Origin of the sequence: Bacteroides sp. HF-162 (genome assembly GCF_015679285.1) — a bacterium.
Classification (GTDB): domain Bacteria; phylum Bacteroidota; class Bacteroidia; order Bacteroidales; family Bacteroidaceae; genus Bacteroides; species Bacteroides uniformis.
Window position 1 is genome coordinate 3,192,311 of record NZ_CP064937.1, and the last position, 22,276, is coordinate 3,214,586.

Sequence of the window (22,276 nt, forward strand, 5' to 3'; positions counted from 1 at the left end):
ATGAGTACAAAACAACTGCCGAAATAGTGAAATTTTATTTATGCAAAAATACATAAAAAAAGAAAGGTATCATCATTCAATGGAATTAAAAACGAAAGAAAGAAGGACAAATACAAAATGCTCCCATTTGCAGTATTAATTAAGTTCCCCTCCTCGTTACGGCCGGATAAAAGCCAATCTCTTATTTTCTTCTGCAAACAGAATAGCCGTATTGACTAATGCCAAATGCGAATAAGCTTGTGGAAAATTCCCCAGTTGTTCCTTCGTATTAAAATCAATATCCTCACTGAATAACCCCAAATGATTGGAATATGTCAGAACATCATCAAACAAACAACGGGCTTCTTCCTTTTCTCCGATAACAAAAAGTGCACGTATCAGCCAAAAAGTGCAAATGGTAAAAGCCGAAGAAGGAAGCCCGAAATCATCTTCGCTGTTATACCGGTACATCAATCCCTTATGCAAAAGAGCTTTTTTCACAGCCTTCACTGTCTTATGGTATCGGATATCGTCTGCTGCAATAAAACCGTAAGGTTCCATCAACAGCAAAGAGGAATCCATTGCCATATTATCATAAGTCTGCGAGAAACTTTGAAGTTCTTCCTTCCATCCATATGTCATTACATCCTGCCATACCTTGTCAGCTTCCTTTTGCCAACGTTCACTATAACCGTATTTATTGAGCATGGAAGCTATCTTTGCACCACGGTCCAAAGCCACCCAACACATCACTTTGGATGAAACAAAATGGCGGCTTTCTCCTCTGATTTCCCATATCCCCTTATCTGGTTTCTTCCAATCTTCCATTACCGTGGAAAGAATGCTCTTTACCATTTCCCACATATCCTCTATTTCGTCTAATGTACCGGGCATCAGCCGATAGTACTGGTAAATCAAATCCATCAGATAACCGAACGAGTCATTCTGCTTTTGATGGTAAGCATCATTACCTATCCGTACTGGTTTGGAATTCTTATATCCGGACAAATGCTCCAGAATAATCTCGGTCAGCTGCCTTTCTCCCCGAATGCCGTACATTATCTGATAGGATTCGTGCTTGGATACGAAAGTGGACTGTATGAACTTCATAAAACGTCTTGCTGCTCCTATATGGCCTATCTGGAACAAAGTTTCGATAGACATGGAGGCATCCCTTAACCAACAGAACCGATAATCCCAATTACGTACTTCGCCGACGGATTCAGGCAAACTGGTAGTAAGGGCGGCCAGTACGGCTCCGTTATAGTAAGACATCAGTTTCAAAACCAGCATGCTTCTTTCTATCACATCATTATAGAGAGAATATTTCTTAGTACGGTTGGTCCAATTAAGCCAATAAACCAAAGTACGGCAATATTCAATTTTTTCCCGTTCAATATCCACCGGAATGACCTTTTCATTGTATGACAAAAGAAAGAACTCATCTTTTTCCAATATAATTTCTTTTTTCTGTTCGATGTCCTGCAAAGGAAGGGAAGAATACAAATATTGTCTATCTTTATTATCAGAAGAACAATAGCTTTCTATAAATTCAGAAGTGACATTATGAATCACTTTACCTTGCGCATAATTGGGAGCAGGGACATAGTTTACTTTGAAACGGGGCTTACCTTTTATCCACCTCACATATCGATACAATTCTGCCGGAAGATAATGGGCATTTTCGCAGGAACGGTAATAAGGCATGTAATCAAGTACGACAAATTCTCCCTCTTTCGAAGAAAAAGAAGTAGACAATATGTTAGTGTGAGGAACGTAAGATTGTGAGATATGATAGTCTTCTGTAACGTCAAATCCAAAACTTCCTCCTCTTTCCCGATCAAGTAGTGATGCAAAGATAGACGAAGAATCAAAATCGGGAAAACACAACCAGTCTATGCTGCCTTTTTCAGATATAAGTGCGGCAGTCCGACAATTGCCTACTACCCCATAATTTAAATTACTCATTTTTACTATTTTGTTTTTAACAAGTCTCTGAAAAAATCGAATACCCCTTTCAAGCTCGTTTTGACATTCTCGCCAATGGGTTGTTTCATGTCTTTCTTGTTCGCCAGAATTTGAAGAAAAGGCAGGACTTCCGTTTGTGATGGCATATTATAGCTTGCTGCCTCCGACACATATCCCACCTTGATTGTCACTGCATTCACCGGCAAAGCTTTGAACATATCTTCATCCGTAGTATCATCTCCCATAGCTATGATAAAGTCATAATGTTTCTTTTCCAACTGGCGTCTCACTTCGGAACCTTTATTATAATCGGGAGACTTAATCTCCACCACTTTATCTCCTTGTATGATTTGCAGCTTTTGCTGTATACAGATGTTAACCAGCACATTGATAAGTTGCTGTGCCCGCAAAGCTCCTAACCATGCATCACTTTCCCGGTAATGCCATGCCAAAGTCGTTTCCTTGACTTCAAGGTGGGAACGAGGTGTCTTTTCGACAAAAAGCTTCAAGATGGACACCAATCCGGAACTCCATTCCGCTTTGTTTATGTTTTTGTGCCAGATGCCATTTTCCTTATAGAAAGCACCATGTTCCGCAGCCATTGCAATAGGTAAATTTCCCAACCATTTTTCTAAAGTAAACTGGTCGCGACCACTATTAACAACAACATGGTTGGCCGGGTCGGAAACCAGCTTCTGCAATGTGGCAATGAGTTCAGGGGCGGGCTTAGCATTTTCCGGTCGTGTCTTGAGCGACGCCAACGTTCCGTCATAATCCAGCAAGATAAGCCGTTGCTTAGCCTGGTTATATTTCATTTTGATGGCACCAATAATACCAACAGATATCCTTTTCTTACGAAGCTGTTCATTCTTACGGCACGTATCGCTCCATTCACTTACAAAGTCTGCCGCCCACTTATTAACCGTTTGTACGGAAATAATTTTCTGCATGTGTTGCAAGCGTTTCAGTTGTTCCTGTTCGGGCATCTCCAAAGCCCGACAAATGGCCTGCTTTATCTCCTCAGTGTCATTGGGGTTAATCAACAATGCATCCGTCATCTCAATAGCTGCACCTGCCATTTCACTCAAAATCAAAACACCCGGATTATTATTTTTCGAGGCTACATATTCCTTGGCAACCAAATTCATGCCATCACAAAGTGGAGTTACCAAAGCTACATCAGCTATATAGTACATTGCCACCAGTTCTTCAAATGAAAAACCGTGGTAGAAATAGCAAACCGGAGTCCAGTCCATCGTAGAATACTGTCCGTTTATAGAACCTATTTCTTCGTCAATCTTGGTTTTTAGCTCAGCATAACTATCTACATGGTCACGTGATGGAACAATGACCATTGCCAATGTAACTTTTCCACAATATTCAGGATGACATTCTAAAAAGGCAGCAAATCCCCATAAACGGTGCAGAATGCCTTTGCTATAATCCAAGCGGTCTACAGAAAGAATCAACTTATGATTTCCGAAAAATTTCCGTGTACGGTCTATCGCCCGCCATACTTCCGGTCTGGAAGAAGCATTGTGATACAGTCCGTAGTTAATTCCCATAGGAAGAGCATCGGTCCTAACTACTCTATTCCCGAGTTGTGCTTCGTCCAGTTTAAAGTCAATACGCAATACCCGTTCGACAGCACTGATAAAATGCCGCATATAGTCATGAGTATGGAAAGCTATAAAGTCAGCACCCAATAATCCTTTCAGGATTTCTGCACGTTCCGGTAATATCCGGAAAAGTTCATAGGAAGGAAAAGGGATATGATGGAAATATCCGATATTCAAATCCGGGTAAACCTTCCGAAGCATTCCGGGAAGCAGCATTAACTGATAGTCTTGAATCCACACCTTATCACCTGGACGTATCACGCGGCAAATGGCATCGCAGAACAACTGGTTCACTTCCTGATACGATTGCCAGAAAGAGTTCCGATACAGCGTATAAACAAAAAAGTAGTGACATAATGGCCAGATAGTACTATTACTATAGCCTTCATAATAATTCTTTATCTGTGTTTCGGACAAGAATACTGGGTGGAAATTTATTCCTTCCAATCTAGAAGTGATTTCCTCTTTACTATCTTCGTTGTCAACGCATATTCCAGGCCATCCAATCCAATGTTTTTCGTAGGAAATCTGAAGTGAGTCCAAACCGGTAGCCAGTCCGCCTTCACTTCGTGAAAACACGAACGTTTCATCCTCTTTGGTAACCTTAACGGGTAATCTGTTTGATATAATATAAAGTTTCATGTATGAGTTAACACAAGAAATATGCCAACTCATACAATATTTTATTTATTGCTTAAAATCAGGATTTTAGAAAAATATGAAGAGAAAAACAAACATTCAAAAATGAAAAAGATGTTCCATTTCGATATGGTCCTACTATTACCAATTATCACTGGAAATGTCTTTCTTCACCAATGCTTCAATTCTTTGCTTATAGCAATTTATCCCTTCTGCTATATTTTTACTAGCTTCCGAGGTCCCCATTCCATAGACTACAAGAGGAGTTTGCCATACCATTCCGGCATGTACAGCACTTGCTTGATAAGGTCTTAACAACTCATCCACCGTAAAACGATTTCTTCCTCCGCTTCTATAAGCATCATGTTCAGAGCCGGCAGTAGTGACCACCATCAATGTCTTACCAGCCACAGCAGGAGTTTTTGCCAGATATGTAAATACTTCATCCAACCATTTCTTCAATAAAGAAGGAGCCGACATCCAATAGAACGGAAACTGAAATACAAGCGCAGATGCATGCGATATGATAGTGCTCCATATCTCTGCATTAAAAGCATCTTCCACATGCATCTCATATAAATTGTATATGGCCACCTCTTCCATGTCACTAATAGCATCCATCAATGCCTTGTTAGCTCGCGACTCTTTTATATTGGGATGTGTCAGAAGAACCACTACTTGCTTTGAATCTTTATCCATATTGTTTTTCTTTTAGTTTAAAATCATTGATGTGTGTACAAATATATTACATATCTCTGGAAAAATCAATCAGAAACGAATAAATGATGATGGCAAAACTGATGTTCAATGACTTATGAGGAAAACCGATGAAGACCTCTCCAATGCTAAAGTGCAGGGAAACGAAAGGTAACGAGAGCGAATGGTTTTCAAATCATTACCCGGTAACCGGTACATTCAAAGTGCTGTTCTACGTGAACGGCAATAAGGAGAAAAACGGTATTGTCCCAGTTATGGGACGGGTGACAATCAACGGTTCCGTAGCCCAGTTCAGTTGCAAGCAGACTATCGCCAAAGGGCTATGGGACGCCAAGGGCAACCGGGCGAAAGGGAAGAGCAGGGAAGCGCGGGAGATCAATCTCGCCCTTGACAACATCAAGGCCCAAATCATCAGACATTATCAACGCCTCTCTGATAGAGAAGCGTTCGTTACGGCCGAAATGGTACGCAACACCTTTCAGGGACTCGGTACGGAATACAAGACACTGCTCGGCGCGTTCGACAAGGACAACGAGAGTTTCAAGAAGCGTATCGGCATAGACTGGGCGTTGAGTTCATACAAAGTGCGGGTAAGGTCAAGAAACCATCTGGCGACGTTCATAAAGAAATACCATAGGCGGAATGACATTTCCATGCTTGAGCTTACCCCCGACTTCATTAAGGAGTATGAAATCTATCTCTCCACTGATGCCGGACTTCATAACGCCAGCGTGTGGTCAAACTGCATGTGGTTGAAAACAATCGTGGCGAAGGTCCATTACAACGGGCTGATACAGAAAACCCCGTTTGCCCAGTACCGCGTCAGCCAAAACGTCAAGGAACGGGAATACTTGACCGAAGATGAGATCAAGACGGTAATGACGCACGAGTTTGCAAACAGGAAGCTGGCTTATATCCGGGATCTGTTTGTCTTCGCCAGTTTCACCGCCCTCTCTTTTTGGATATGAAGGAACTTACCACCGATGACATTGCGGAAGTGAACGGTGAGAAATGGATATTGTCGAAGCGGTACAAGACAAAGGTGAATTCCCAGGTGAAACTGCTGGATATTCCCATGCAGATCATCAGACGTTACGAGAGGTTCCAAGAGAACGGGCTCGTGTTTCCCAATTTGGACTACTGGTCAATCTGCAAGCCGTTGAAGCAGATGATAAGGGAGTGCGGGATTACTAAAAACATTCCATTCAAGCCGTCATGGATTCGCAACTCTGGCTTTGAGCAAGGGTGTCCCCATTGAGAGTGTGAGCCGGGTATTGGGGCACACGAACATAACCACCGAAAAAATCGACAAGGGCCTGACGGTGTTCGGTAACCGTCTTAACCGATCGTTCCATGAAATTTCACTAGTTATGTGATGGAGAAAACGGTTATAGCCGTCGGCCAAAGCGGATATGTGAACATTTCAAAGTGGTAATGTAACGTCAGGCAGTGTGGCAAGTACTCCCTTGTCATAAGAAAAAGAAATAAGTGCGGACTGCAAACGGTTTCGATTCCCGCTTGCAGCCCTGATGTATACATCTGTCAGGTCACCCTGCCAGACAGCGCAGGATTCTCAGGAGCGGATTCCTGAATATCCCCATCCTGTTCCACAGCATGCCCGACAACCGCCAGCGCCAGCTACTTACGGACAGTACCCTGCCGGACGGCCGGATGACGAAACGTATCTTCCCGACCACATCGGCAACCGTACACTGCTCCCGGGCTACAAAAGAGCCGTCCCCCCGGATGTACAGCCGGGCGCCTTCCCTCCTGATGATGCGGTGCAGCACGTGTCTTCCGTTATATCTGAAAAGTACCACGTCCATAGGCCGAAGTTCATCCTCCGTACAGGGGTACAGCACCACCTCGTCCCGCCCGTCACACAATAACGGGAACATCGACCAGCCTTTCAGGCGAAACTTGACGGGATGTCCTCCGGCGATTTCCGCCTCCACCCGGGAAAAGAACAGCTCGTTGGGAATCTTTCTCATATCGTATCCTTGAAAATCGTCCGACAGGCAAGTCGTGCGGCTTCCCGGTCTGGAAGGCACGCCAGGTGATAGAACGGAACAGCCTGGAGCAGCTTGTCGACACATCTGCTCACATGGTCATACAAACCGTTGTCATAAGCAAATTCCGGCGGGCAGGAAGGGTGTACTGCCCCGTAAGCCTGCAATACGGACAGCCTTGTTATCCGGTTATACGGAGCCTGCGAAAGACGCACACAGGCTTCCAGCTTATAACACTCCTGCCTGTAGCAGGGAGTTTTCCCGCTCCAAGGGCTTCCATAGACCCGCACGACGTCGTCTTCCACCCGCAGCACCGGGCTGTCATCGTTCAGCAGGAAAGCACCTTCCACATGCTCCCTCCATAGGCGTGTATGGGTGCTTTTTCCCGTTCCGCTCTCACCGAGAAACAATACCGCCCTGTCCCGGTAAACGATGCAACTGCTGTGGACGGCTATGGTGCCGTACGGAAGCGTCATCAGTCCATAGCCCACCCACAAGGCGAAGCGGTACAGACGTGCTGAAAGGTTGCCGCATATCCGCACCTCATTCCCCCCGTCGGTACACCACAGATACAGCGCATCCCCTCCGGAAGGCTCCAGCTTCAACATGAAGCCCTTGACCGTCCGTCCGAAAAAGCCCCTGACATCCTCGTATCCGAAGGTATATTCCACGTTTCCCATCACCGGTACGGCGGTATCCTCCATGAAGGCGAACAGCACCTCGCCATCCTGGGATTCAAAAGGCCTGAATCCGGCAATTCCTTCTACAGCCTTGCAGAGTTTGTCTCCCCATAACATGAAGCGGTGTCCGGCAACCTGATAAGTTCTATTCATTTTCATTTCCAATGATAATAATCCGTTTACAATAAGCCAGCGAACTTTCCCGGTGGGCGATGGAAAGTATCGTCAGTCCTTTATATCTTTCTTTCAGTTGGCAGAGGGTTTCGTTCACCTCCCTTTCCGTCACATTGTCGAGTGCCGATGTCGCCTCGTCCAGCAGCAGGACCTCCGCCTGCTTGTAAAGTGCGCGGGCAATGCCGATACGCTGTCTCTGCCCGCCCGAGAGCCTTCCACCCGCTTCACCGAGCAGGGTGTCCATGCCATCCGGCAACGCTTCCGCCCACCTGCCCAGACAGACTTGTCCCAACAGTTCCTTTACCCTGCCGTAATCAATCGTCCCATAGCCCAAGGCGATATTCTCGGCCAGTGTACCGTTAAAGATGAACACCTCCTGGGGGACGTAGCCGAGCCGCCTCATCCAGGAAGCGCGTGTCATCCCGTTCAGGAGTACCCCGTCAATCCGTATCTCTCCCGAATCGGGTTCGAGCAGACCTGCAAGCAAGTTGAACAGTGTGGACTTTCCCGCACCGCTGGCCCCCCGGAAGCCGACATGCTCCCCCTTACGGATACGGCAGTTGAAATTATCCAGCACCGGCCCGCTATCGGGATAGGTGTATGCAAGCCTCCTAATGGTTATCTCCTTTTCGAACGGTATTTCTTCGGAATATGTGCTGACCGCCTCTGCCGGTCCTGCCAGCCCTTCCTCTATCGTGTTCAGGCTGTATGCCGCGTTCTGTATCTGCGTCCATCCCGTCAACAAGGTGCGGAGGGCAGGAAGCAGGCGGAATGCCGTAATGGCAAAAACACCCACCACCATCTTCACGTCTCCGTCCCCGGAAGCCACCAGCAGGCCAAGTGCGATGACAACCGACAGTTCGGAAAGGAAGAGCGGCAGTCCGAGCACGGTGTCAAGCTTCATGCGGTTGCGGCTTATCCTGTCCAGACCTTTAAGAAAGGCGGTCTGAGAGACGGGGAAAGCACCGTTCACCTCCAATTCCATGTATCCCCCGAATGTATCCATGACGGTTCTCGACTGCTCCCGCTTGGCAAGCATATCGTCCTCGCCGTATTTCCTGACCCGTTTCCTCACCACGAGGAGATAGGTACACATGAACGGGAGGAACGAGACATACAGTAGCAATACTGACATGCCGTCGAACACGAGTAAAGCTACCGTCACCAGCATGACGAGCAGCACGTCGCCCGCCATGCGGCAGATGGAGGAGAGCAGGCCGTGGCTGAAGGAGTAACATACAACGTTGGTCTCATATGCCAGCCTGCTGCTGCCGCGCTCCCGGATAAAAAGCAGTCCGCGGCGGTAATACGCGGAGAACAGCGAGAAGCTCAGTCTCCGGTAGAAAGAGAGTAGACACCTGTCCTGGTAACGGGTGAAAACGGTTGCCAGCACGCTCTTGACAACGATGACCAGTATGGCCAGAAGACAGAACAACAAGGCAGCCCGCCGTTTTTCGCCCCCTTCCAGCAGGATATAGAGTACGGGCAGCAGTGCCGCCAGGGAGACGAAATCGAGCAGTGCGGAGAAGAACACCGTCCCTGCCATCTTCCATACCTTCCTGCGCTCTTCGGGTTGCAGCAGATGCCAGATTCTCTTCAGTGTCATTGCTCCGTACCTTGCTGGAATATGGTTTTCGGCTCTCGGATATGCGCGATGACCGAGTGCAGTATCGTCTTATATACAGAAGCACCCAATACCTCACGCTTGAGTGCAGTGAGGTGTGCCATCCTCCTTGCCTTGTAGAGGATAATGCCGGCTCTGCCTTTGACCGGTACCTTTGTCCCGTAACGCGGATGGAGCATCTCCTCCAATATGTTCCGTGCCAGATTCTCCTGTACGTCCACCACTTGTACGTCCGTCTCCAGCAGCTTGTCGGCCAACAGGGTCAGTGCCGACACGAAACGCAGGAAACGGCGGTCAGTGACGCCTGCCGGTATGTGTAGGCCATGTTTTTTCAACAGGCACGCCCAGTCGCAGAGATGGTGCAGCACCAGACCGCTCCCGTAATGCTGGGCGGCATGGAAAGCAACGAACAGCATATTAAAGAGCGGCGAGGGGGTAAGGATCCGGCCTCCGTCCAATTCCGTCGGTTGCGGGTTCATGTGTTCTTTCAGCATCTTTTCTACCTCTCTGGCCGCCTTATAGCTCTCCACGTTCAGGAAGGTCTTGTGGTTCTCCACCGGAACACCTTTGTAATAGAATACGCTGTGCTTGGGGGAATGTTCCGTATCCACGTCTATGTTCTCCTGTCGTATCAGGCTGTCCGCTAACCTGTTCGCCTCCCCGTCGCTCATCCGGCTCTTGTCCGCCGAATAGGTGTAAATGTCTATGTCGCCTCCCTCGCGGTGGCATGGAACGGGATAAATTGCGGAGAGTCCCACGCCTTTCATCTGTATAGCGGATATGCCATGCTGCGCATAAAAGCGGGAAAGTTCATCTGCCGTCCTGCAATAGTGAAGATATTTTTTCTCGTACCTTTCTACAGCGGCTGCCCATGCCAGCTTTACGGAAAGGGGCGGTTGCAGTTCCGCCGGTAGTCTCATCACACCGTCCCATGCCAGCGCCATCACTCCCTGACTTACGGCCAGGCGGTGGCATTGTTTCCACTCCTCGTCAGTGCTGTCCAGGAAAAGTGTGATTTCTGTTTTCCGCTCGTGCAGCGAGGCCCGGAGCAGGGCGAAGAGCATCCGCTCGTGTCTGTACAGTGTGATCTCTTTCATTCGATTACCTTGCATTTTTTTAGTGCCTCCATCCAGGCTGTGGCATCCTTCAATGCCTGTTGTCCGTCTATTCCGTAAGTGTCCGTCAGGATTTTCGCAGCATCTTCCGTTGTGAAATCCTTGTCTGCCAGCCGTTCATATAGCAGACGCGCGGATTTGTTCAGAGAGATGATGCGGGTAAGGTCGGCACCCGTATGTCCCTGATTCACGATGATGGTTTCTCCGGCCATTTCGCGGAGCTTGAAGTTTGGATTAATTTTCATAATGAAATATCTTACTGATAGATAAACAAGAACCACCGATGTATGATGAACACCGATGGTTCTCCTTGTTTTTTAGAAGATTCGTTGAATTTTATAATAGGGAAATATGCTTGTTGGGATATACTTTTATTTTATATACTTATCCCAACCGATTGCATTTTCTCCAATCACGGCCTCTTTGCTGATAATAATGTTTGGGTTATTAAAATCATAGTATTGTTCATTAACCGTTAAATTACCATTAAATGTACCACCATTAACAATCAACTTTATATTCTTTTTTGGGTTATTACCACCAAATTCAACATTTCCGTTAATTGTTCCACTGTTAACAGTTACGGTTACGCCGTCATACCCAGAGAAGGAATATACATCAAATGCACACTTTCCTGTTCCCGCATTGATCGTCACATTATCCAATGTGCAACTTTCATTGTTGTTGGAAATGGAGTAGTCTGCATTGGGTGTATTAAGCATCATGTCTTCTAAATGCAACTTGCTATAGTTCTGGATAACTATATCCTTGTTGTCACTGATCAGAGTTCCATTTTTGAATGTAACCGTAGAACCTTTCAACAACTGGCAGCTGTTCGTTTCCGTACCGGGAGAACCTACGGTCGGATTTCCAAAAGTCAAGGTGTGCCTGTTCATATCAATCTCAACCATCTGTCCGTCTTGCGTTACAAAACCGGGAGCGGTCATATCAGACTCCAAAGCCACCTTCACATTGGCAGTTCCTTCTTTAGGAAGATACTGCAATATACCCGGATCGGAGAATGTACCGCCGATAATAGTCATATCGGCTCCATTTCCAACATTAAGCATCAGTCCGCTAAATATACCACCGAAAATTGTCATATCACCCATATCTTGCTTGGCATCGTTATGTCCTTCGTTATCCACTGCATATTTTGCACCAGAACAGTTGAACGTACCGCCACTGATGGTAGTCACATGATGGTTCTGTACCGTGGCTTGTGACATATTATTGAATGTACCGTTTTTGATTTCCAGTGTAGCACCGTCGTCATTCTTTATCGTATTAAGTCCTCCCGAGAATGTACCGCCATTGATGGTCAGCTTAGGAGCGGCGGCATTAGTTCCCTCCACATGCCCATTTCTCGGATTGGTATTTGAATAATCATAATATCCACTGGCTATCATGGATGAGAACTTGCCACTTTGTGATACCGATACACTCTGATTTATGGTCATTTCACCATGGTTTAAAATATTGTAGTAGCTATTTCCACCCGCATTAGTGTCACTTTGGCCATTTTCCAGGCTTCTAGTATAGGTACCACCGTTCAAAAGAACCTTACCATTATTGTAAATACATGCTCTGGCATGAGTTACGTTATCTACAATACCCTCACCTTCAATAGTCAGGGAGCTGCCATGATTTACGGTAAAGGTATCACTGGCCTTATTCGTAATCTTGTGCCCATTGAGCTTGACGGTGACAGGAGTCGTAGCTGATACCACAAAATCGCCCTCCATATCATTAGACAATGTATAAATACCACCGTCTGCCAATACCTTCTTCATATCTGCTACAGCGGCATCCACTACGACAAAAACTCCATCCAATGAAGACGGAATTTCAGCACCATCCTCTTTATAAACTGTTACAGTCGTTGCTTGATTATCTGACGATTTCTCAATCGCTACCAGTTTCGCTCCCTTATTTACGCGGATATTACCTTTTTTCACGACCACCTTTTTAACTTCCACACCGTTACCAATGACAAGTGTATTATCTGCTGTTTCGGATGTGACTGTACCATAAATAGCTGCACCCGCGTTACCGGTCAGGGCAACGGTTGTGTTCGGCATGGTTATAGTTACATCCAACGGTTCAAACTTAGCAGTTTCATTGATAGGAATTGATAAGGTGAAGTTGTCAACGGAATTGTCTGTAGAACCTGAACTATTCGCGTCTAAAACTGTAAGGCATGCTCCGCTCGCTACCTTCTCCAATGAAAGGCTTTTGGCTGTCTCAGCGGTGCCATCTGAGGCGGCAGGAATAGAAATACTACTATTTGAACTGACTTCTCCGGTAACTGTCACTGCATCGCTATTTTCCAACGCGGTAGCGGCGTCATCCAAAGAGTTAGATTCTGTAGGAACCGTAGCATCTATATTTCCGTTGGTCAATTCGATTTTTTTCAAGTCACAACGGGCAATAGTATAAGTACCTGCCGCAACATTCACTTTTTCAGGAGAGCTTTGGTTTTCTGTTACTTTTATACGTACATCGTATGTTCCTGTAGGAACAGGCACATAGAAAACACCGGGCTGATCCTGGGTAGCATCACTGAATGTAATAGTCACTGTATTATTTTCATTGGTACTTGTTTCTGTTGATTCAATGACAGGAATTTCACCATTTAAATCCACTGTAAAATTACCGGTAATTTTCTTGTCTACAATAAGAGACAAGATTCCTGCCTTTATAGGCATCTTAGGCACTTTGATGCAGAACACACCGCCCAAGTGTTTCATTTGCACAGCACCGTTTACAATTTTTCCCCACATGGCCGGATTGAAGCTGTTGCCTTCACCTTGAACCGTAGTAAAGTAATCCGCATCCACTTTATTATATGTATAGGATGTAGGGAAATTATAAGTCAAGGTAGCATCATTTATGTTATGGTTGTCATAGTATGGATATACCGCATAATCGCCGATGGTTCCGTTTATTGTGCCGTCAAAAGTACCGCTTGCAGTTCCACTGCCATTTTTTAAGCTAAGGGCTGAAAAGCTACTGGCGTTTTGGGAAGTAGTGACACCTAATCGGTCATTTTGTGACCAGTAGAATTTGCCATCACTTGCAAACCCCGCACGTGTACTGGAATGGTTTCCTTCCACGGTAGCGCTCAGTATGCCTGTTGTGGAAGTGGAAATCAATTCTTCATCATTTTCATTGCTACAAGCCGTTATCAGGAATGTGGCCATAGCCAGACTAATTAAAGATCTGATTTTCATTTTTACTAATTTAAATTCATTTTTTATAGACGTGTAAATTTACATACAGACCGAATTTCCGGAAAAGTTATCAATTCCAGTTTCCGTCTTCACCTCCAGAACTTACCGCAAATCCTTTTTCTACTTCTACTTCTACCACTTCCACCTGGGGAGCTTCGTAACTTTCAATAAAAATTTCCTTGTCCATGACAAAAATCTTTTAAGGGTTAAAACAATAATGAATATTAAATATTTATATTATTCAAATCAACTTCTCTTTGTAAGAGAGGTGGGTATATCCGTTGTCAATTGATAGTCAGCGATATAGAATACAGTGAATTGTAGCGTTCACTCCACAAATGTTACTATATACCAAACAGAACAGACTGTCAGTTGCATTTTTTTAAGCAAATAAATGTGCTAATTGCTATAAAATTCTTATTTTTGCATCAACAATCACCTCTCTTACAAAGAGATATAATTTCTCTTACAAAGAGACTTTGTATTCGCTCAACAACCCTGCATGTTACAGGGATTTCAGGATCAGGCTGTTCGCCTTGTCAACCGCCGCCGTATCCAATGAAGCGAGATAGATGCGCGTGGTAGCTTCCGAGTCATGTCCCATGCCCTCGCTGATTACTGACAGTGGAACGTTCTTGCTTCGGGCTATACTCGCCCAGGCATGCCGCGCGACGTACATTGTAAGCGGTACGGGTATCTCCAGCCGTTTACCGATGACTTTCAGGGCGCGGTTGACGTTGTGTGCCGTATTGATGTACTGTTTCCTTTCTTCCACACCGCTTTCAGGGCTGATGACGGGTAGCAGATAGGTGGAGTATTCCGTATTGTACTTGTCCGCTATCTCCTGCATGCATTTCTCCCATTTGATGAAAAGCTGCTGTCCGGTCTTGCGGCGTCGATAGGACAAAATACCGTTATTCAAGTCCTTCTTGCGTAGGTAGGCCATGTCCACGAATGACATGCCACGAGTATAGAATGAAAAAAGGAACATGTTACGGGCAAAATCCAATGCCGGGCTTGATGAGAGGTCCAGCTCCTTGATTTTCCTGACTGCCATAAGGGGTATGGCCCGTTTGGCGGTCTTCTCCACTCCCGTATAAACGTGCTTAAAGGGAAATTTCTGCTCGACCAGTCCTTTTTCCACTGCACGGTTATAGACAGCACGCAGGTTACGCATATAGAATGAGGAAGTATTGGGGCTGACACCGTTCCTTTTCAGATAGGCTTCGTATGCCACCATCATGTCTGAATCCATGTCGTCCAAAAGCAGGTCACCACCTTTCCTGAAACGTTTGAAGCTGCTCAGCGTTGTAGTGTATGTTTCCCGGGTTCGTGCCTTGCCCAATGCTTTCAGACGGGCGATGACACTCTCCATGAATCCGAATAGAAGGTTTCCCGGCTCGTCCGCCGTAAAACCGGCCATTACGTCATCCGCAGAGTAGGCATGTCCGCTGACTTCCAGCGTGTCAATGACCTTGTGGAACCTTCGTATATCTGCCGCCACGCTGTTCCTGATTTCCGACAGGTAAGTTTTCCGGTTCCCGTCGGCCGATGGCAGCACTACTTCGGACAAGTTGCTGTCCCATTCGTCGGCGTGAAGACGGTAGCCTGTCTTTTGCTGACGGGCTATGCGGTTGTGTATCACCCGGTAGAATAATGTTCCTTGTCCACCATCGGTTGTCGATGGTCTGAACTTGATCTTTACGCTTGCCATAACCTTATCGGGATTTTGAAGGTTTGTTTCCGATCGAGTCAGCCCTATTCTCCTGTTCCCTTGCAGTCTGCTCTTTCAGACGTACCTCCTCGTAGGTTTCCACGTCCTTGCGTATCTGTTTGATCTTCCCGTTGTCCTGGTTGAGCTCGAAGAGATTTTCCAGTCCGGCGATGCTTTCGGGCGATGCTTCGCCCTTCATCCTGATGTAACGGTACTTCAAGTCGTTGTCGATGCGGTCATAATCCTGTCTCCTCTCGGAATAGAGCGTCGAGGCTAACAGGGCTATCAGAAGGACGATACCGATGACAATCGCCCAGTCCCATCTGTTCTCAAGCGCAAACGAGTGCCGGGTCTCGTTAATATTGTGCCGAATGCTTGCCTCGTCCGTCTTTTGGGTGGCCTGCTCTAACAGTTCTCTGATTTTCCCGAAATCCGGCTGTTCCCTTCGGGCAATCCCGTCTATCCGGTTGTTGATTGCATTCAGGCAATCCGTAATGTTCCCGGCGAACTTCGCCGGTCCGGCCTCCGTACGCTGGCCAGCTTCCTCGATCAGTGTCTTGAAGGGAGCAATATCCATGTTGGCGGCATTGGTACTGCCGCTTTGCGATGCCTGCCGGCTCTTGCTGATGGTCAGCAGTTCTTCCAGCATGGCGATGATGGTTCCTGTGTTTTCTTTCATCTTGATTGTTTTTTAGGTTGTTGTTAAATTTTAAATCCCTTGTTCTTCTTCTTTTTCTTCTTCCGTTGCATCAGCCGGCGGAATGCGGCTTTCTCCGGAGTCTCGGTGCAGGATGAAGGGGGGGGAGGTCCAGCAGTCCCAATAAACTGCTGATGAGCTCCCCGCTACCGTCTGAAGCCGGGCTGATACCTTGCCGGCAGGATTGTGCCTGCCGTTCCTGAAGACTGTTCCGGTTCAAGACTGCAGCTATCTTGGAGTAACTGAACTGCCGGTCAATCTTCGAGCCGTTGAAGGAATAGCCGTTCTTACCGAACACCACGCCCTGGATCCCGTCCGTCCACCCCTTGTACTTGAAGCGTACTTCCATCCCTTGTTTCCGCAGATTGGCGATAAGCGTGTCCAGTCACCGCACCTTCCCACTTTCGTTTTAAGAAGAAAAAACAGTTCGTATTTCGTCCTGTCTGGTTCTTTCAGTCGGTCCGTGTTCACCTGCTCCTTGCCCTCCTCGAAGTACAGCCCGTACTTGCGGGTAAGCTCCTTGCAGACGCGTTCGCTGCGGTAGCGGTCGTTCCTGTCACTGATAGTCCTGCCGTTATTGTCGATACGGTTGAAGGCTATATGCACGTGCGGATGCTCCTTGTCGTGATGCCTTCCGATGATATACTGCGTATCGCAGATGCCCATTTTCATCATGTATTCCCGGCTTATCCGCACCATCAGCTCATCGGTTAAGTGTGGCAGGTCCTGCTCGGAAAAGCTGAGCGAGATATGCCCGATGAACTTACCCACCTTCGGATTAAACCGGGACTGGGCGATGAAACTGCGTGCTATCGAGCCGTTGTCGGAGACCAGAACTCCGTCGTGGTCGATAAGCGAGGCCCCTTTTTTCCTGTCAAGGATGTAATCCACAATCCCTTTGGCTCCCGCGCCTTTTACAATCTTCGCGATCATAGGCTGATACGGTCTATGAGGGTTTCCAGCGAAAGCAGCAGGTGTCGGCATTGTCCGGAATGCAGCCTTACGCCCTCCCTGTGTGCCCCCCGGGCCAGCTGGTTCAGGTTGTTCGCCATGCCGCAGAGCTTGCGGATGAAGTCCGCCTGCTCGGTGGTGAGCCTCTCCCTTACCACGCACCCGTCCACCGCCTGCCTCACCATCTCGCTTGCCGAGACACCGGCCTTTCTGGCTTTCGACTTCAGGGCATAGTATTCCCCGGTTGCCATCTTTACCGTGATGCGGTATTTGCGTTTCTCGGACAGCCCTTTTGCCGGGCGTCCTCCCCTGTTTCTGTCGGTATCATTCTTCTGTATCATCCGGTTACATTTTTTGCATACGATTCATACTCTGTTTACTTTACAGACCGGCGGGATGTACCTCTTCGGCGGCCTTCGGGAGTAGCTAGTTTCTATATTTTGCCCCCCGAAAAAGAAATCCCGTCAAAATGCCTTTTAATTGAATGGAAATAAAGGCTTACAGCCTCTTCCAAAACTCGAAATCTTCGGTATAAAGTTCGACGTGGTGCCGGACAATATTCTCCAATAAGCCCGAAAGGCTTATGCGGTTCTCGCCGATCTTGCAGGCGAAACAGTCAAGCGTGTCACGCAATTTCCGGCTGATGAAAACCGGCTTGCGGTCTTCAATCCTGTAAGGCCGCATGAAGGTGTTCCGGTACTCCTCCAGCGAAAGTTTGCGTTGTTTGCCGCTTGTCCTGCGCCGGACGGTTGGCTCCGGTGTCTGCCCCGTAATGGAAGAAGGCTCTTCCGGCTGTCCGCGTTCCGTTTCCGGAACGGGGGCAGGTTGTTCCATGCTTTCAGGCTCATCAAAAATGGGAGCCATTGTTTCTGAAACTGTTTCCCCATGTGTTTCTGTACCAGACTTTGATGAAGGCAGATCCAGTCCCATTACCTGCATCAGTTCCTCGTCACTGAAATTTTGCTTTTTTTTCATCCTTACTAATGTTTGAACAATTAATACTGTGGTCATCGTATGTTTACATGACCTTTTGTCACTTGCAAAGAAAGTATGCATTGTATTAAATCACAACAGATTGGATGCAGGTTGGCAATTATGCGTCGTATTGCTTCTTGGAATGCTTTGTATATGGCGACGCTTTCCATGTTCTGCCGGTGTTGAACGGGCAGACATGAGAATGGGCGGAAGGAATAGTGGTTTCAAGTATGGGAATGGAACGGTTGTTACCGGCTTTCCGATAGTGGAACGGTGGTCATGTTACCGGTCGCTTCCGACCCGTTACCGGATGTATGGAATCCTGGTCTGTCGGATAAATCAGGTGATGGAAGGTACCACTGCCGGAAGGTCGGAAAGATGCGCTCATGGATGCTGTAATCCCTCTGGCGGGGGGACATATTTTATTATGTTATTCCAGAATTGGGGTATGCTATTCGTACGGGCTGCCTTTGTGACGGACAGTTCCTCCATAAAAAGGTCTGTCCGGTCAGTATGCCACTGCCACCGCCGGATAGCCCTTGTACGGTTGTCTGCATGGTTAGTTATAAGGCAGTTTGGCTTGTTGTAATGTTGGTTGGTTAGTTTGTTATAAGGGGCTGAGCTCGTTGCTCAATATCCTGCTGAGGTACATGCTGCCGTCGCGGCATACCGTGATCACCCGCTTGCCCTTGTAGGTCAGTGCCGGGTGGGAGTTGCTCTTGTTGTAAACTGTCAGTTTCATACGATCCAATTTTAGTTTATTATTAATTATAGAGTTATCATCATGCCGCGTCTCTGGCGGCTATCAATCTCCTTCGGACTGTGAACGTCCGGTTGGCGCGGACGGATTCCAGCATGACCTGTGCCCAGCGGGTTATCACCGATGTTTTCTCGCCCATGTGCCTGGCGATAATACGGAACGAGCTGCTCGTCTCGTAGAAGCGCAGCATGAACATCCTGTAATCCTCGTAGGAGAAATGCCGCCTGAGGAACTTCTGGATGTCCCTCACCAGCATGTCGCATCCGGTAAGCATCTCTTCCCATTCCTCCGTCTCTTCCCTGTCATCCGTTTCTCCCGGCGTGATGAAATACCCGTCACCGGGGCAGGAGTAGCGGCTGTTATCCCTCATTCCGGCCTGCACCATTTTCCGGTAACAGCCGAAAAAATAGGATTCCCAGTTTTCTATCCCTTCCCTTGAGAACATCACCTGCTTCCTGACTGCCAGGTAAGCGTCGTGGAACACGTCCTCGTCTGTTTTCCCGTGGTAGATGGAGATTCTCTCCTTCAGTCTCGCGTATGAACGGTTGAACCATTCGTTGAAGTCTTTCACGTCTTTAGCTGCCATATTTCTTTCATTTTATTGGTTATACATCCGGCCTGTTGTGCAGGCACTCCTGTTTCTTTGTATGCCTTACAGCCGCTCTCCCGCCGGAACGACATCAAGGCTCGGCAGGAAAAAATACCGGAGCGCGAAGCGTGAGGATGATTTTTTCCCCGCCGACCCGAAGAGCCCGGCCTTGCGCTCCGGTGGGGGACGACTACCTTTGCCTCAAAGAAACGGGGGTGTCGTGTCCTTCTGAAAAAATCATCTGCCCCCGTTACATCCTCCGGAATGAAGATTTTGACATGTAGTCATATCATCCGGCATGAAACATTATGTCAGGAGATGACATGTGCGGACAGGTCCATTGTAATACGATTTTTCCTGCCTTTATTTGCAACGGGGCAACAATTGGGAACGGTGCGGAACTGCCTGATATGGTGATACCGGCACCACAAGCGACCATTTCTCCGGATGGTATGAATTTGGAGTATCAATATAAAATCGGAATGTGATGGAAATCGTATGTTTTGAAAGGAAGGCGTTCGAGGAATTTGCCATGAAGATCGAACAGTTCATACAGAGGGTGGAGGAAATTCCCCATTTGAATCTGAAAGGCGTGAAGGGGACGGGCGGCTGGCTCGACCACCAGGATGTCTGCATGAAGCTGAAAATCAGCAAGCGCACCTTGCAGACCTTGCGGAATAACGGCACGCTCGCCTATACCAAGATAGGCAACCGTACCACCTGCCGGAAGACGTGGAGCGTATCGACTGGCTGTCGGTGATGATTGACGGCATCTCCAGAGATGGCGGGATTCCGCCAAAAGAAGACGTGTACCTGTGCGACAAGGAGGTGGCGTGTATGTTGAAAGTCAGCCGCAGGACACTGGGCGAGTACCGGAGCAACGGCACGCTGCCTTACTACATTCTCGGCGGCAAGGTCTTGTACAAGAGGAGCGAGATCAAGCAGGGGTTGAACCGGGAATACAAGGGTGTAGGCAAGACGCGGGGAAGCGGATGAAGATTATATTTCCCTTTCTATTACGCACATGCGCAGGCTGCAGGTGTTAAGTCCGCATAAGGCTGGACATTTCGTACGCCAGCCATAGACTGTTTCTTTGAGGTGAGGGAGTTTGCCGTCTGGAAAAAAGAACCTCTTTTGGGACTTTGGCACAAAGTCGTCCCCTGCCTGATATCAGGCTGTAATTCCTGTATGTGATCCTTTTCTGACTGTTCCCATCGGATCGGTCGTTTCTGCTGTACACGTTATCTTGCCCCCTGACCTTGCCTCCTGTCGGAAAGTACGGGCTATCTTGAATCGCAGCAGACACGACCGTAACAGTATGTTTCAATCCTGCCTGATTTTTTTAACTTAATAGTAAAGAGGCTGTACCACCTTTGTGACCGGATATGAAACCGGGAATTTGTTTTTGACGGTTGCTGAAAAGAAAGATCAAAGGTGTTTTGCATGTTCCGTAAAAATCGTACCTTTACATAAAGTGAGTTGTATATCAACGCAATTGATGCAAGCATGTAGAAACCATATTCTTAGCGGATTATGTGATTCTTCCCCAAATAATAAATATAGATATATGAGTGGGAGGGAATAAAAGTTTTCTTCCTACTTTCATTTCTGACATATATTTTCGAATGTGACGAAAGAGGCGGCAAGCGGGTGAGGGCAAAGGTATAAAAAAACAAACTTCTGAAAAATTTATTATGCGGACTAACGAAAAATAATGTATCATCCCCATATAGATTTACTAGTGATCCCGTATAAGGAGCTTACACCCATCAAAGCTTGTTCTTGTTAAGACAAATAAAAAAAGGAACATATTGTTCCTTTTTAAGTACACCCTCAGGGATTCGAACCCTGGACCCACTGATTAAGAGTCAGTTGCTCTACCAACTGAGCTAAGAGTGCATTCCTTATTTCTTGTTTGCGGGTGCAAAAGTAGTCCTTTTATTTTATTCGTGCAAACAAAACGGGGTATTTTTTGCGATGAAATGGGATTTTTTATTCAAACTCGTATAAATCAGAAGGAGTAGTACGCTTCAAAGCACACAACTGTACATCCTTTCCTACGATAATTCCTTTTTCCCTTAATTTCCATTCCACTGTTTTATATGCCAATTCAGGATGATTGTTGTCCTTGCTCAAATGGCAAAGCCAAATATACTGTAAATGTTCCGTCATATTTTCCGAAAGAAATTCAGCAGTAGCAATATTACTCATGTGTCCGGTGCGGCTGGTAATCCGTTCTTTTAGGTATTGTGGGTAAGTACCCATGCGTAACATTTCCTCATCGTAGTTGGCTTCCAATATCAGATAATTGGCCTTTCTGATATATTCTGCGGCCGTAGGAGTGATTTCACCAAGGTCTGTAAGAAAAGCAAACACTTTTCCGTCTATCTCAATACAATAGCCCACATTGTCCGTACCGTCATGAGGTACCTCGAAAGATTCGATATGAAAATCTTCCAACTGCATGGGTTGCTGCTTTTCCAGGTAACGGACAGACGAATATAACTTTTCTGTCATGCAATAGCTCCGGTTGATACCCTCATGAATCCGGGCAGTTGTATAAATAGGAATATTCTGTTTCTCACCCAATCCGCCTACCGCTTTAATATGATCTGCATGATCATGCGTAACAAATACCGCACGTATCATTTCCATGCTGATACCTGCTTCTTTCAGTCCTTTTTTTATCGTCCGTACTGCAATGCCGGCGTCGATGAGTATTCCATATTTTTCTGTGCCTATATAATAACAGTTGCCGCTGCTTCCACTGGCAAGGCTTATAAATTTTACTTTCATCCTAATCTCCTTAATTACAAAAAAGCCGTCGCTTTAA

The 22,276-nt window shown here is 46.8% G+C and carries 18 protein-coding genes, 1 tRNA gene and 2 pseudogenes; 3 read left to right on the top strand and 18 right to left on the bottom strand.

What is annotated here, in order from left to right; genetic code table 11:
• Positions 1-156: 156 nt before the first annotated feature.
• The 3 genes from ITJ87_RS13335 to ITJ87_RS13345 all read right to left on the bottom strand — a co-directional run bounded on the left by ITJ87_RS13335 (position 157) and on the right by ITJ87_RS13345 (position 4,904).
• A complete protein-coding gene (locus ITJ87_RS13335) occupies positions 157-1,947 on the bottom strand; it encodes a glycoside hydrolase family 15 protein (protein ID WP_117964604.1) in 1,791 nt (596 codons plus the stop codon).
• A gap of 5 nt (positions 1,948-1,952) precedes the next feature.
• The gene (locus ITJ87_RS13340; protein ID WP_117964603.1) at positions 1,953-4,208 is read right to left on the bottom strand and encodes a bifunctional alpha,alpha-trehalose-phosphate synthase (UDP-forming)/trehalose-phosphatase; all 2,256 of its coding nucleotides are present in this window, start codon (positions 4,206-4,208) and stop codon (positions 1,953-1,955) included.
• Between the two features lie 138 nt (positions 4,209-4,346).
• The gene (locus tag ITJ87_RS13345) at positions 4,347-4,904 is read right to left on the bottom strand and encodes an NAD(P)H-dependent oxidoreductase (protein WP_117964602.1); all 558 of its coding nucleotides are present in this window, start codon (positions 4,902-4,904) and stop codon (positions 4,347-4,349) included.
• A gap of 272 nt (positions 4,905-5,176) precedes the next feature.
• On the opposite strand from ITJ87_RS13345, the pseudogene ITJ87_RS13350 reads away from it, so the two are divergent.
• Positions 5,177-6,298: pseudogene (locus ITJ87_RS13350) on the top strand (tyrosine-type recombinase/integrase).
• 171 nt (positions 6,299-6,469) lie between these two features.
• On the opposite strand, the gene ITJ87_RS13355 reads toward ITJ87_RS13350, so the two are convergent.
• From ITJ87_RS13355 to ITJ87_RS13410, 13 genes and pseudogenes are all read right to left on the bottom strand, one after another.
• A complete protein-coding gene (locus ITJ87_RS13355; RefSeq protein WP_227203692.1) occupies positions 6,470-6,973 on the bottom strand; it encodes a S24 family peptidase in 504 nt (167 codons plus the stop codon).
• On the bottom strand, positions 6,910-7,764 hold the full coding sequence (locus tag ITJ87_RS13360) for a hypothetical protein (protein ID WP_117964625.1): 855 nt from the start codon (positions 7,762-7,764) through the stop codon (positions 6,910-6,912). Before ITJ87_RS13360 ends, ITJ87_RS13355 begins: the two co-directional genes overlap by 64 nt.
• Entirely contained in the window at positions 7,757-9,391 is a 1,635-nt protein-coding gene (locus tag ITJ87_RS13365; protein ID WP_117964601.1) for an ABC transporter ATP-binding protein, read from the bottom strand. Before ITJ87_RS13365 ends, ITJ87_RS13360 begins: the two co-directional genes overlap by 8 nt.
• Positions 9,388-10,506, bottom strand: coding sequence for a nucleotidyltransferase family protein (locus ITJ87_RS13370; RefSeq protein ID WP_227203694.1), 1,119 nt, complete (start codon positions 10,504-10,506; stop codon positions 9,388-9,390). Before ITJ87_RS13370 ends, ITJ87_RS13365 begins: the two co-directional genes overlap by 4 nt.
• The gene (locus tag ITJ87_RS13375) at positions 10,503-10,769 is read right to left on the bottom strand and encodes a PqqD family peptide modification chaperone (RefSeq protein WP_117599633.1); all 267 of its coding nucleotides are present in this window, start codon (positions 10,767-10,769) and stop codon (positions 10,503-10,505) included. The genes ITJ87_RS13370 and ITJ87_RS13375 overlap by 4 nt, the downstream gene beginning before the upstream one ends.
• Before the next feature lie 126 nt (positions 10,770-10,895).
• A complete protein-coding gene (locus tag ITJ87_RS13380; RefSeq protein WP_147341688.1) occupies positions 10,896-13,757 on the bottom strand; it encodes a cell surface protein in 2,862 nt (953 codons plus the stop codon).
• 505 nt (positions 13,758-14,262) lie between these two features.
• Positions 14,263-15,471, bottom strand: coding sequence for a site-specific integrase (locus ITJ87_RS13385; RefSeq protein WP_117599635.1), 1,209 nt, complete (start codon positions 15,469-15,471; stop codon positions 14,263-14,265).
• A gap of 4 nt (positions 15,472-15,475) precedes the next feature.
• Positions 15,476-16,150: a hypothetical protein gene (locus ITJ87_RS13390; RefSeq protein WP_117964599.1), complete on the bottom strand. Its 675-nt coding sequence runs from the start codon at positions 16,148-16,150 to the stop codon at positions 15,476-15,478.
• Positions 16,151-16,173: 23 nt separating this feature from the next.
• A pseudogene (locus tag ITJ87_RS13395) lies at positions 16,174-17,101 on the bottom strand (relaxase/mobilization nuclease domain-containing protein).
• Positions 17,098-17,460 (bottom strand): plasmid mobilization relaxosome protein MobC, encoded by a 363-nt coding sequence (gene mobC, locus ITJ87_RS13400; protein WP_117599637.1) that lies wholly within the window; start codon positions 17,458-17,460, stop codon positions 17,098-17,100. Before mobC ends, ITJ87_RS13395 begins: the two are co-directional and overlap by 4 nt.
• Positions 17,461-17,617: 157 nt before the next feature.
• The gene (locus ITJ87_RS13405) at positions 17,618-18,094 is read right to left on the bottom strand and encodes a DUF3408 domain-containing protein (RefSeq protein WP_117964598.1); all 477 of its coding nucleotides are present in this window, start codon (positions 18,092-18,094) and stop codon (positions 17,618-17,620) included.
• Positions 18,095-18,701: 607 nt separating this feature from the next.
• Positions 18,702-18,836 carry a hypothetical protein gene (locus tag ITJ87_RS18900; RefSeq protein WP_255461548.1) on the bottom strand — a complete coding sequence of 45 codons (135 nt, stop codon included), beginning with the start codon at positions 18,834-18,836 and terminating at the stop codon, positions 18,702-18,704.
• A gap of 40 nt (positions 18,837-18,876) precedes the next feature.
• A complete protein-coding gene (locus tag ITJ87_RS13410) occupies positions 18,877-19,440 on the bottom strand; it encodes a sigma-70 family RNA polymerase sigma factor (RefSeq protein ID WP_195690877.1) in 564 nt (187 codons plus the stop codon).
• 490 nt (positions 19,441-19,930) lie between these two features.
• Here ITJ87_RS13410 and ITJ87_RS13415 point away from each other — a divergent pair, with 490 nt between their 5' ends.
• Entirely contained in the window at positions 19,931-20,203 is a 273-nt protein-coding gene (locus tag ITJ87_RS13415) for a helix-turn-helix domain-containing protein (protein ID WP_370540405.1), read from the top strand.
• Positions 20,164-20,439 carry a helix-turn-helix domain-containing protein gene (locus ITJ87_RS13420; RefSeq protein WP_117964623.1) on the top strand — a complete coding sequence of 92 codons (276 nt, stop codon included), beginning with the start codon at positions 20,164-20,166 and terminating at the stop codon, positions 20,437-20,439. Before ITJ87_RS13415 ends, ITJ87_RS13420 begins: the two co-directional genes overlap by 40 nt.
• Before the next feature lie 830 nt (positions 20,440-21,269).
• Here ITJ87_RS13420 and ITJ87_RS13425 read toward each other — a convergent pair.
• Together ITJ87_RS13425 and ITJ87_RS13430 are read right to left on the bottom strand one after the other, a co-directional pair.
• Positions 21,270-21,342 (bottom strand) — tRNA-Lys (locus tag ITJ87_RS13425).
• Positions 21,343-21,435: 93 nt separating this feature from the next.
• A complete protein-coding gene (locus ITJ87_RS13430; RefSeq protein WP_025835841.1) occupies positions 21,436-22,239 on the bottom strand; it encodes an MBL fold metallo-hydrolase in 804 nt (267 codons plus the stop codon).
• Positions 22,240-22,276 lie beyond the last annotated feature (37 nt).

What these genes read in the sequence shown, in the direction of transcription:
- ITJ87_RS13385 (WP_117599635.1), bottom strand. Translation starts at nt 15,471, where the DNA reads ATGGCAAGCGTAAAGATCAAGTTCAGACCATCGACAACCGATGGTGGA.
- ITJ87_RS13370 (WP_227203694.1), bottom strand. Translation starts at nt 10,506, where the DNA reads ATGAAAGAGATCACACTGTACAGACACGAGCGGATGCTCTTCGCCCTG.
- ITJ87_RS13335 (WP_117964604.1), bottom strand. Translation starts at nt 1,947, where the DNA reads ATGAGTAATTTAAATTATGGGGTAGTAGGCAATTGTCGGACTGCCGCA.
- mobC (WP_117599637.1), bottom strand. Translation starts at nt 17,460, where the DNA reads ATGATACAGAAGAATGATACCGACAGAAACAGGGGAGGACGCCCGGCA.
- ITJ87_RS13390 (WP_117964599.1), bottom strand. Translation starts at nt 16,150, where the DNA reads ATGAAAGAAAACACAGGAACCATCATCGCCATGCTGGAAGAACTGCTG.
- ITJ87_RS13410 (WP_195690877.1), bottom strand. Translation starts at nt 19,440, where the DNA reads ATGGCAGCTAAAGACGTGAAAGACTTCAACGAATGGTTCAACCGTTCA.
- ITJ87_RS13380 (WP_147341688.1), bottom strand. Translation starts at nt 13,757, where the DNA reads ATGAAAATCAGATCTTTAATTAGTCTGGCTATGGCCACATTCCTGATA.
- ITJ87_RS13345 (WP_117964602.1), bottom strand. Translation starts at nt 4,904, where the DNA reads ATGGATAAAGATTCAAAGCAAGTAGTGGTTCTTCTGACACATCCCAAT.
- ITJ87_RS13375 (WP_117599633.1), bottom strand. Translation starts at nt 10,769, where the DNA reads ATGAAAATTAATCCAAACTTCAAGCTCCGCGAAATGGCCGGAGAAACC.
- ITJ87_RS13365 (WP_117964601.1), bottom strand. Translation starts at nt 9,391, where the DNA reads ATGACACTGAAGAGAATCTGGCATCTGCTGCAACCCGAAGAGCGCAGG.
- ITJ87_RS13415 (WP_370540405.1), top strand. Translation starts at nt 19,931, where the DNA reads ATGGAAATCGTATGTTTTGAAAGGAAGGCGTTCGAGGAATTTGCCATG.
- ITJ87_RS18900 (WP_255461548.1), bottom strand. Translation starts at nt 18,836, where the DNA reads ATGAAACTGACAGTTTACAACAAGAGCAACTCCCACCCGGCACTGACC.
- ITJ87_RS13405 (WP_117964598.1), bottom strand. Translation starts at nt 18,094, where the DNA reads ATGAAAAAAAAGCAAAATTTCAGTGACGAGGAACTGATGCAGGTAATG.
- ITJ87_RS13340 (WP_117964603.1), bottom strand. Translation starts at nt 4,208, where the DNA reads ATGAAACTTTATATTATATCAAACAGATTACCCGTTAAGGTTACCAAA.
- ITJ87_RS13430 (WP_025835841.1), bottom strand. Translation starts at nt 22,239, where the DNA reads ATGAAAGTAAAATTTATAAGCCTTGCCAGTGGAAGCAGCGGCAACTGT.
- ITJ87_RS13360 (WP_117964625.1), bottom strand. Translation starts at nt 7,764, where the DNA reads ATGAATAGAACTTATCAGGTTGCCGGACACCGCTTCATGTTATGGGGA.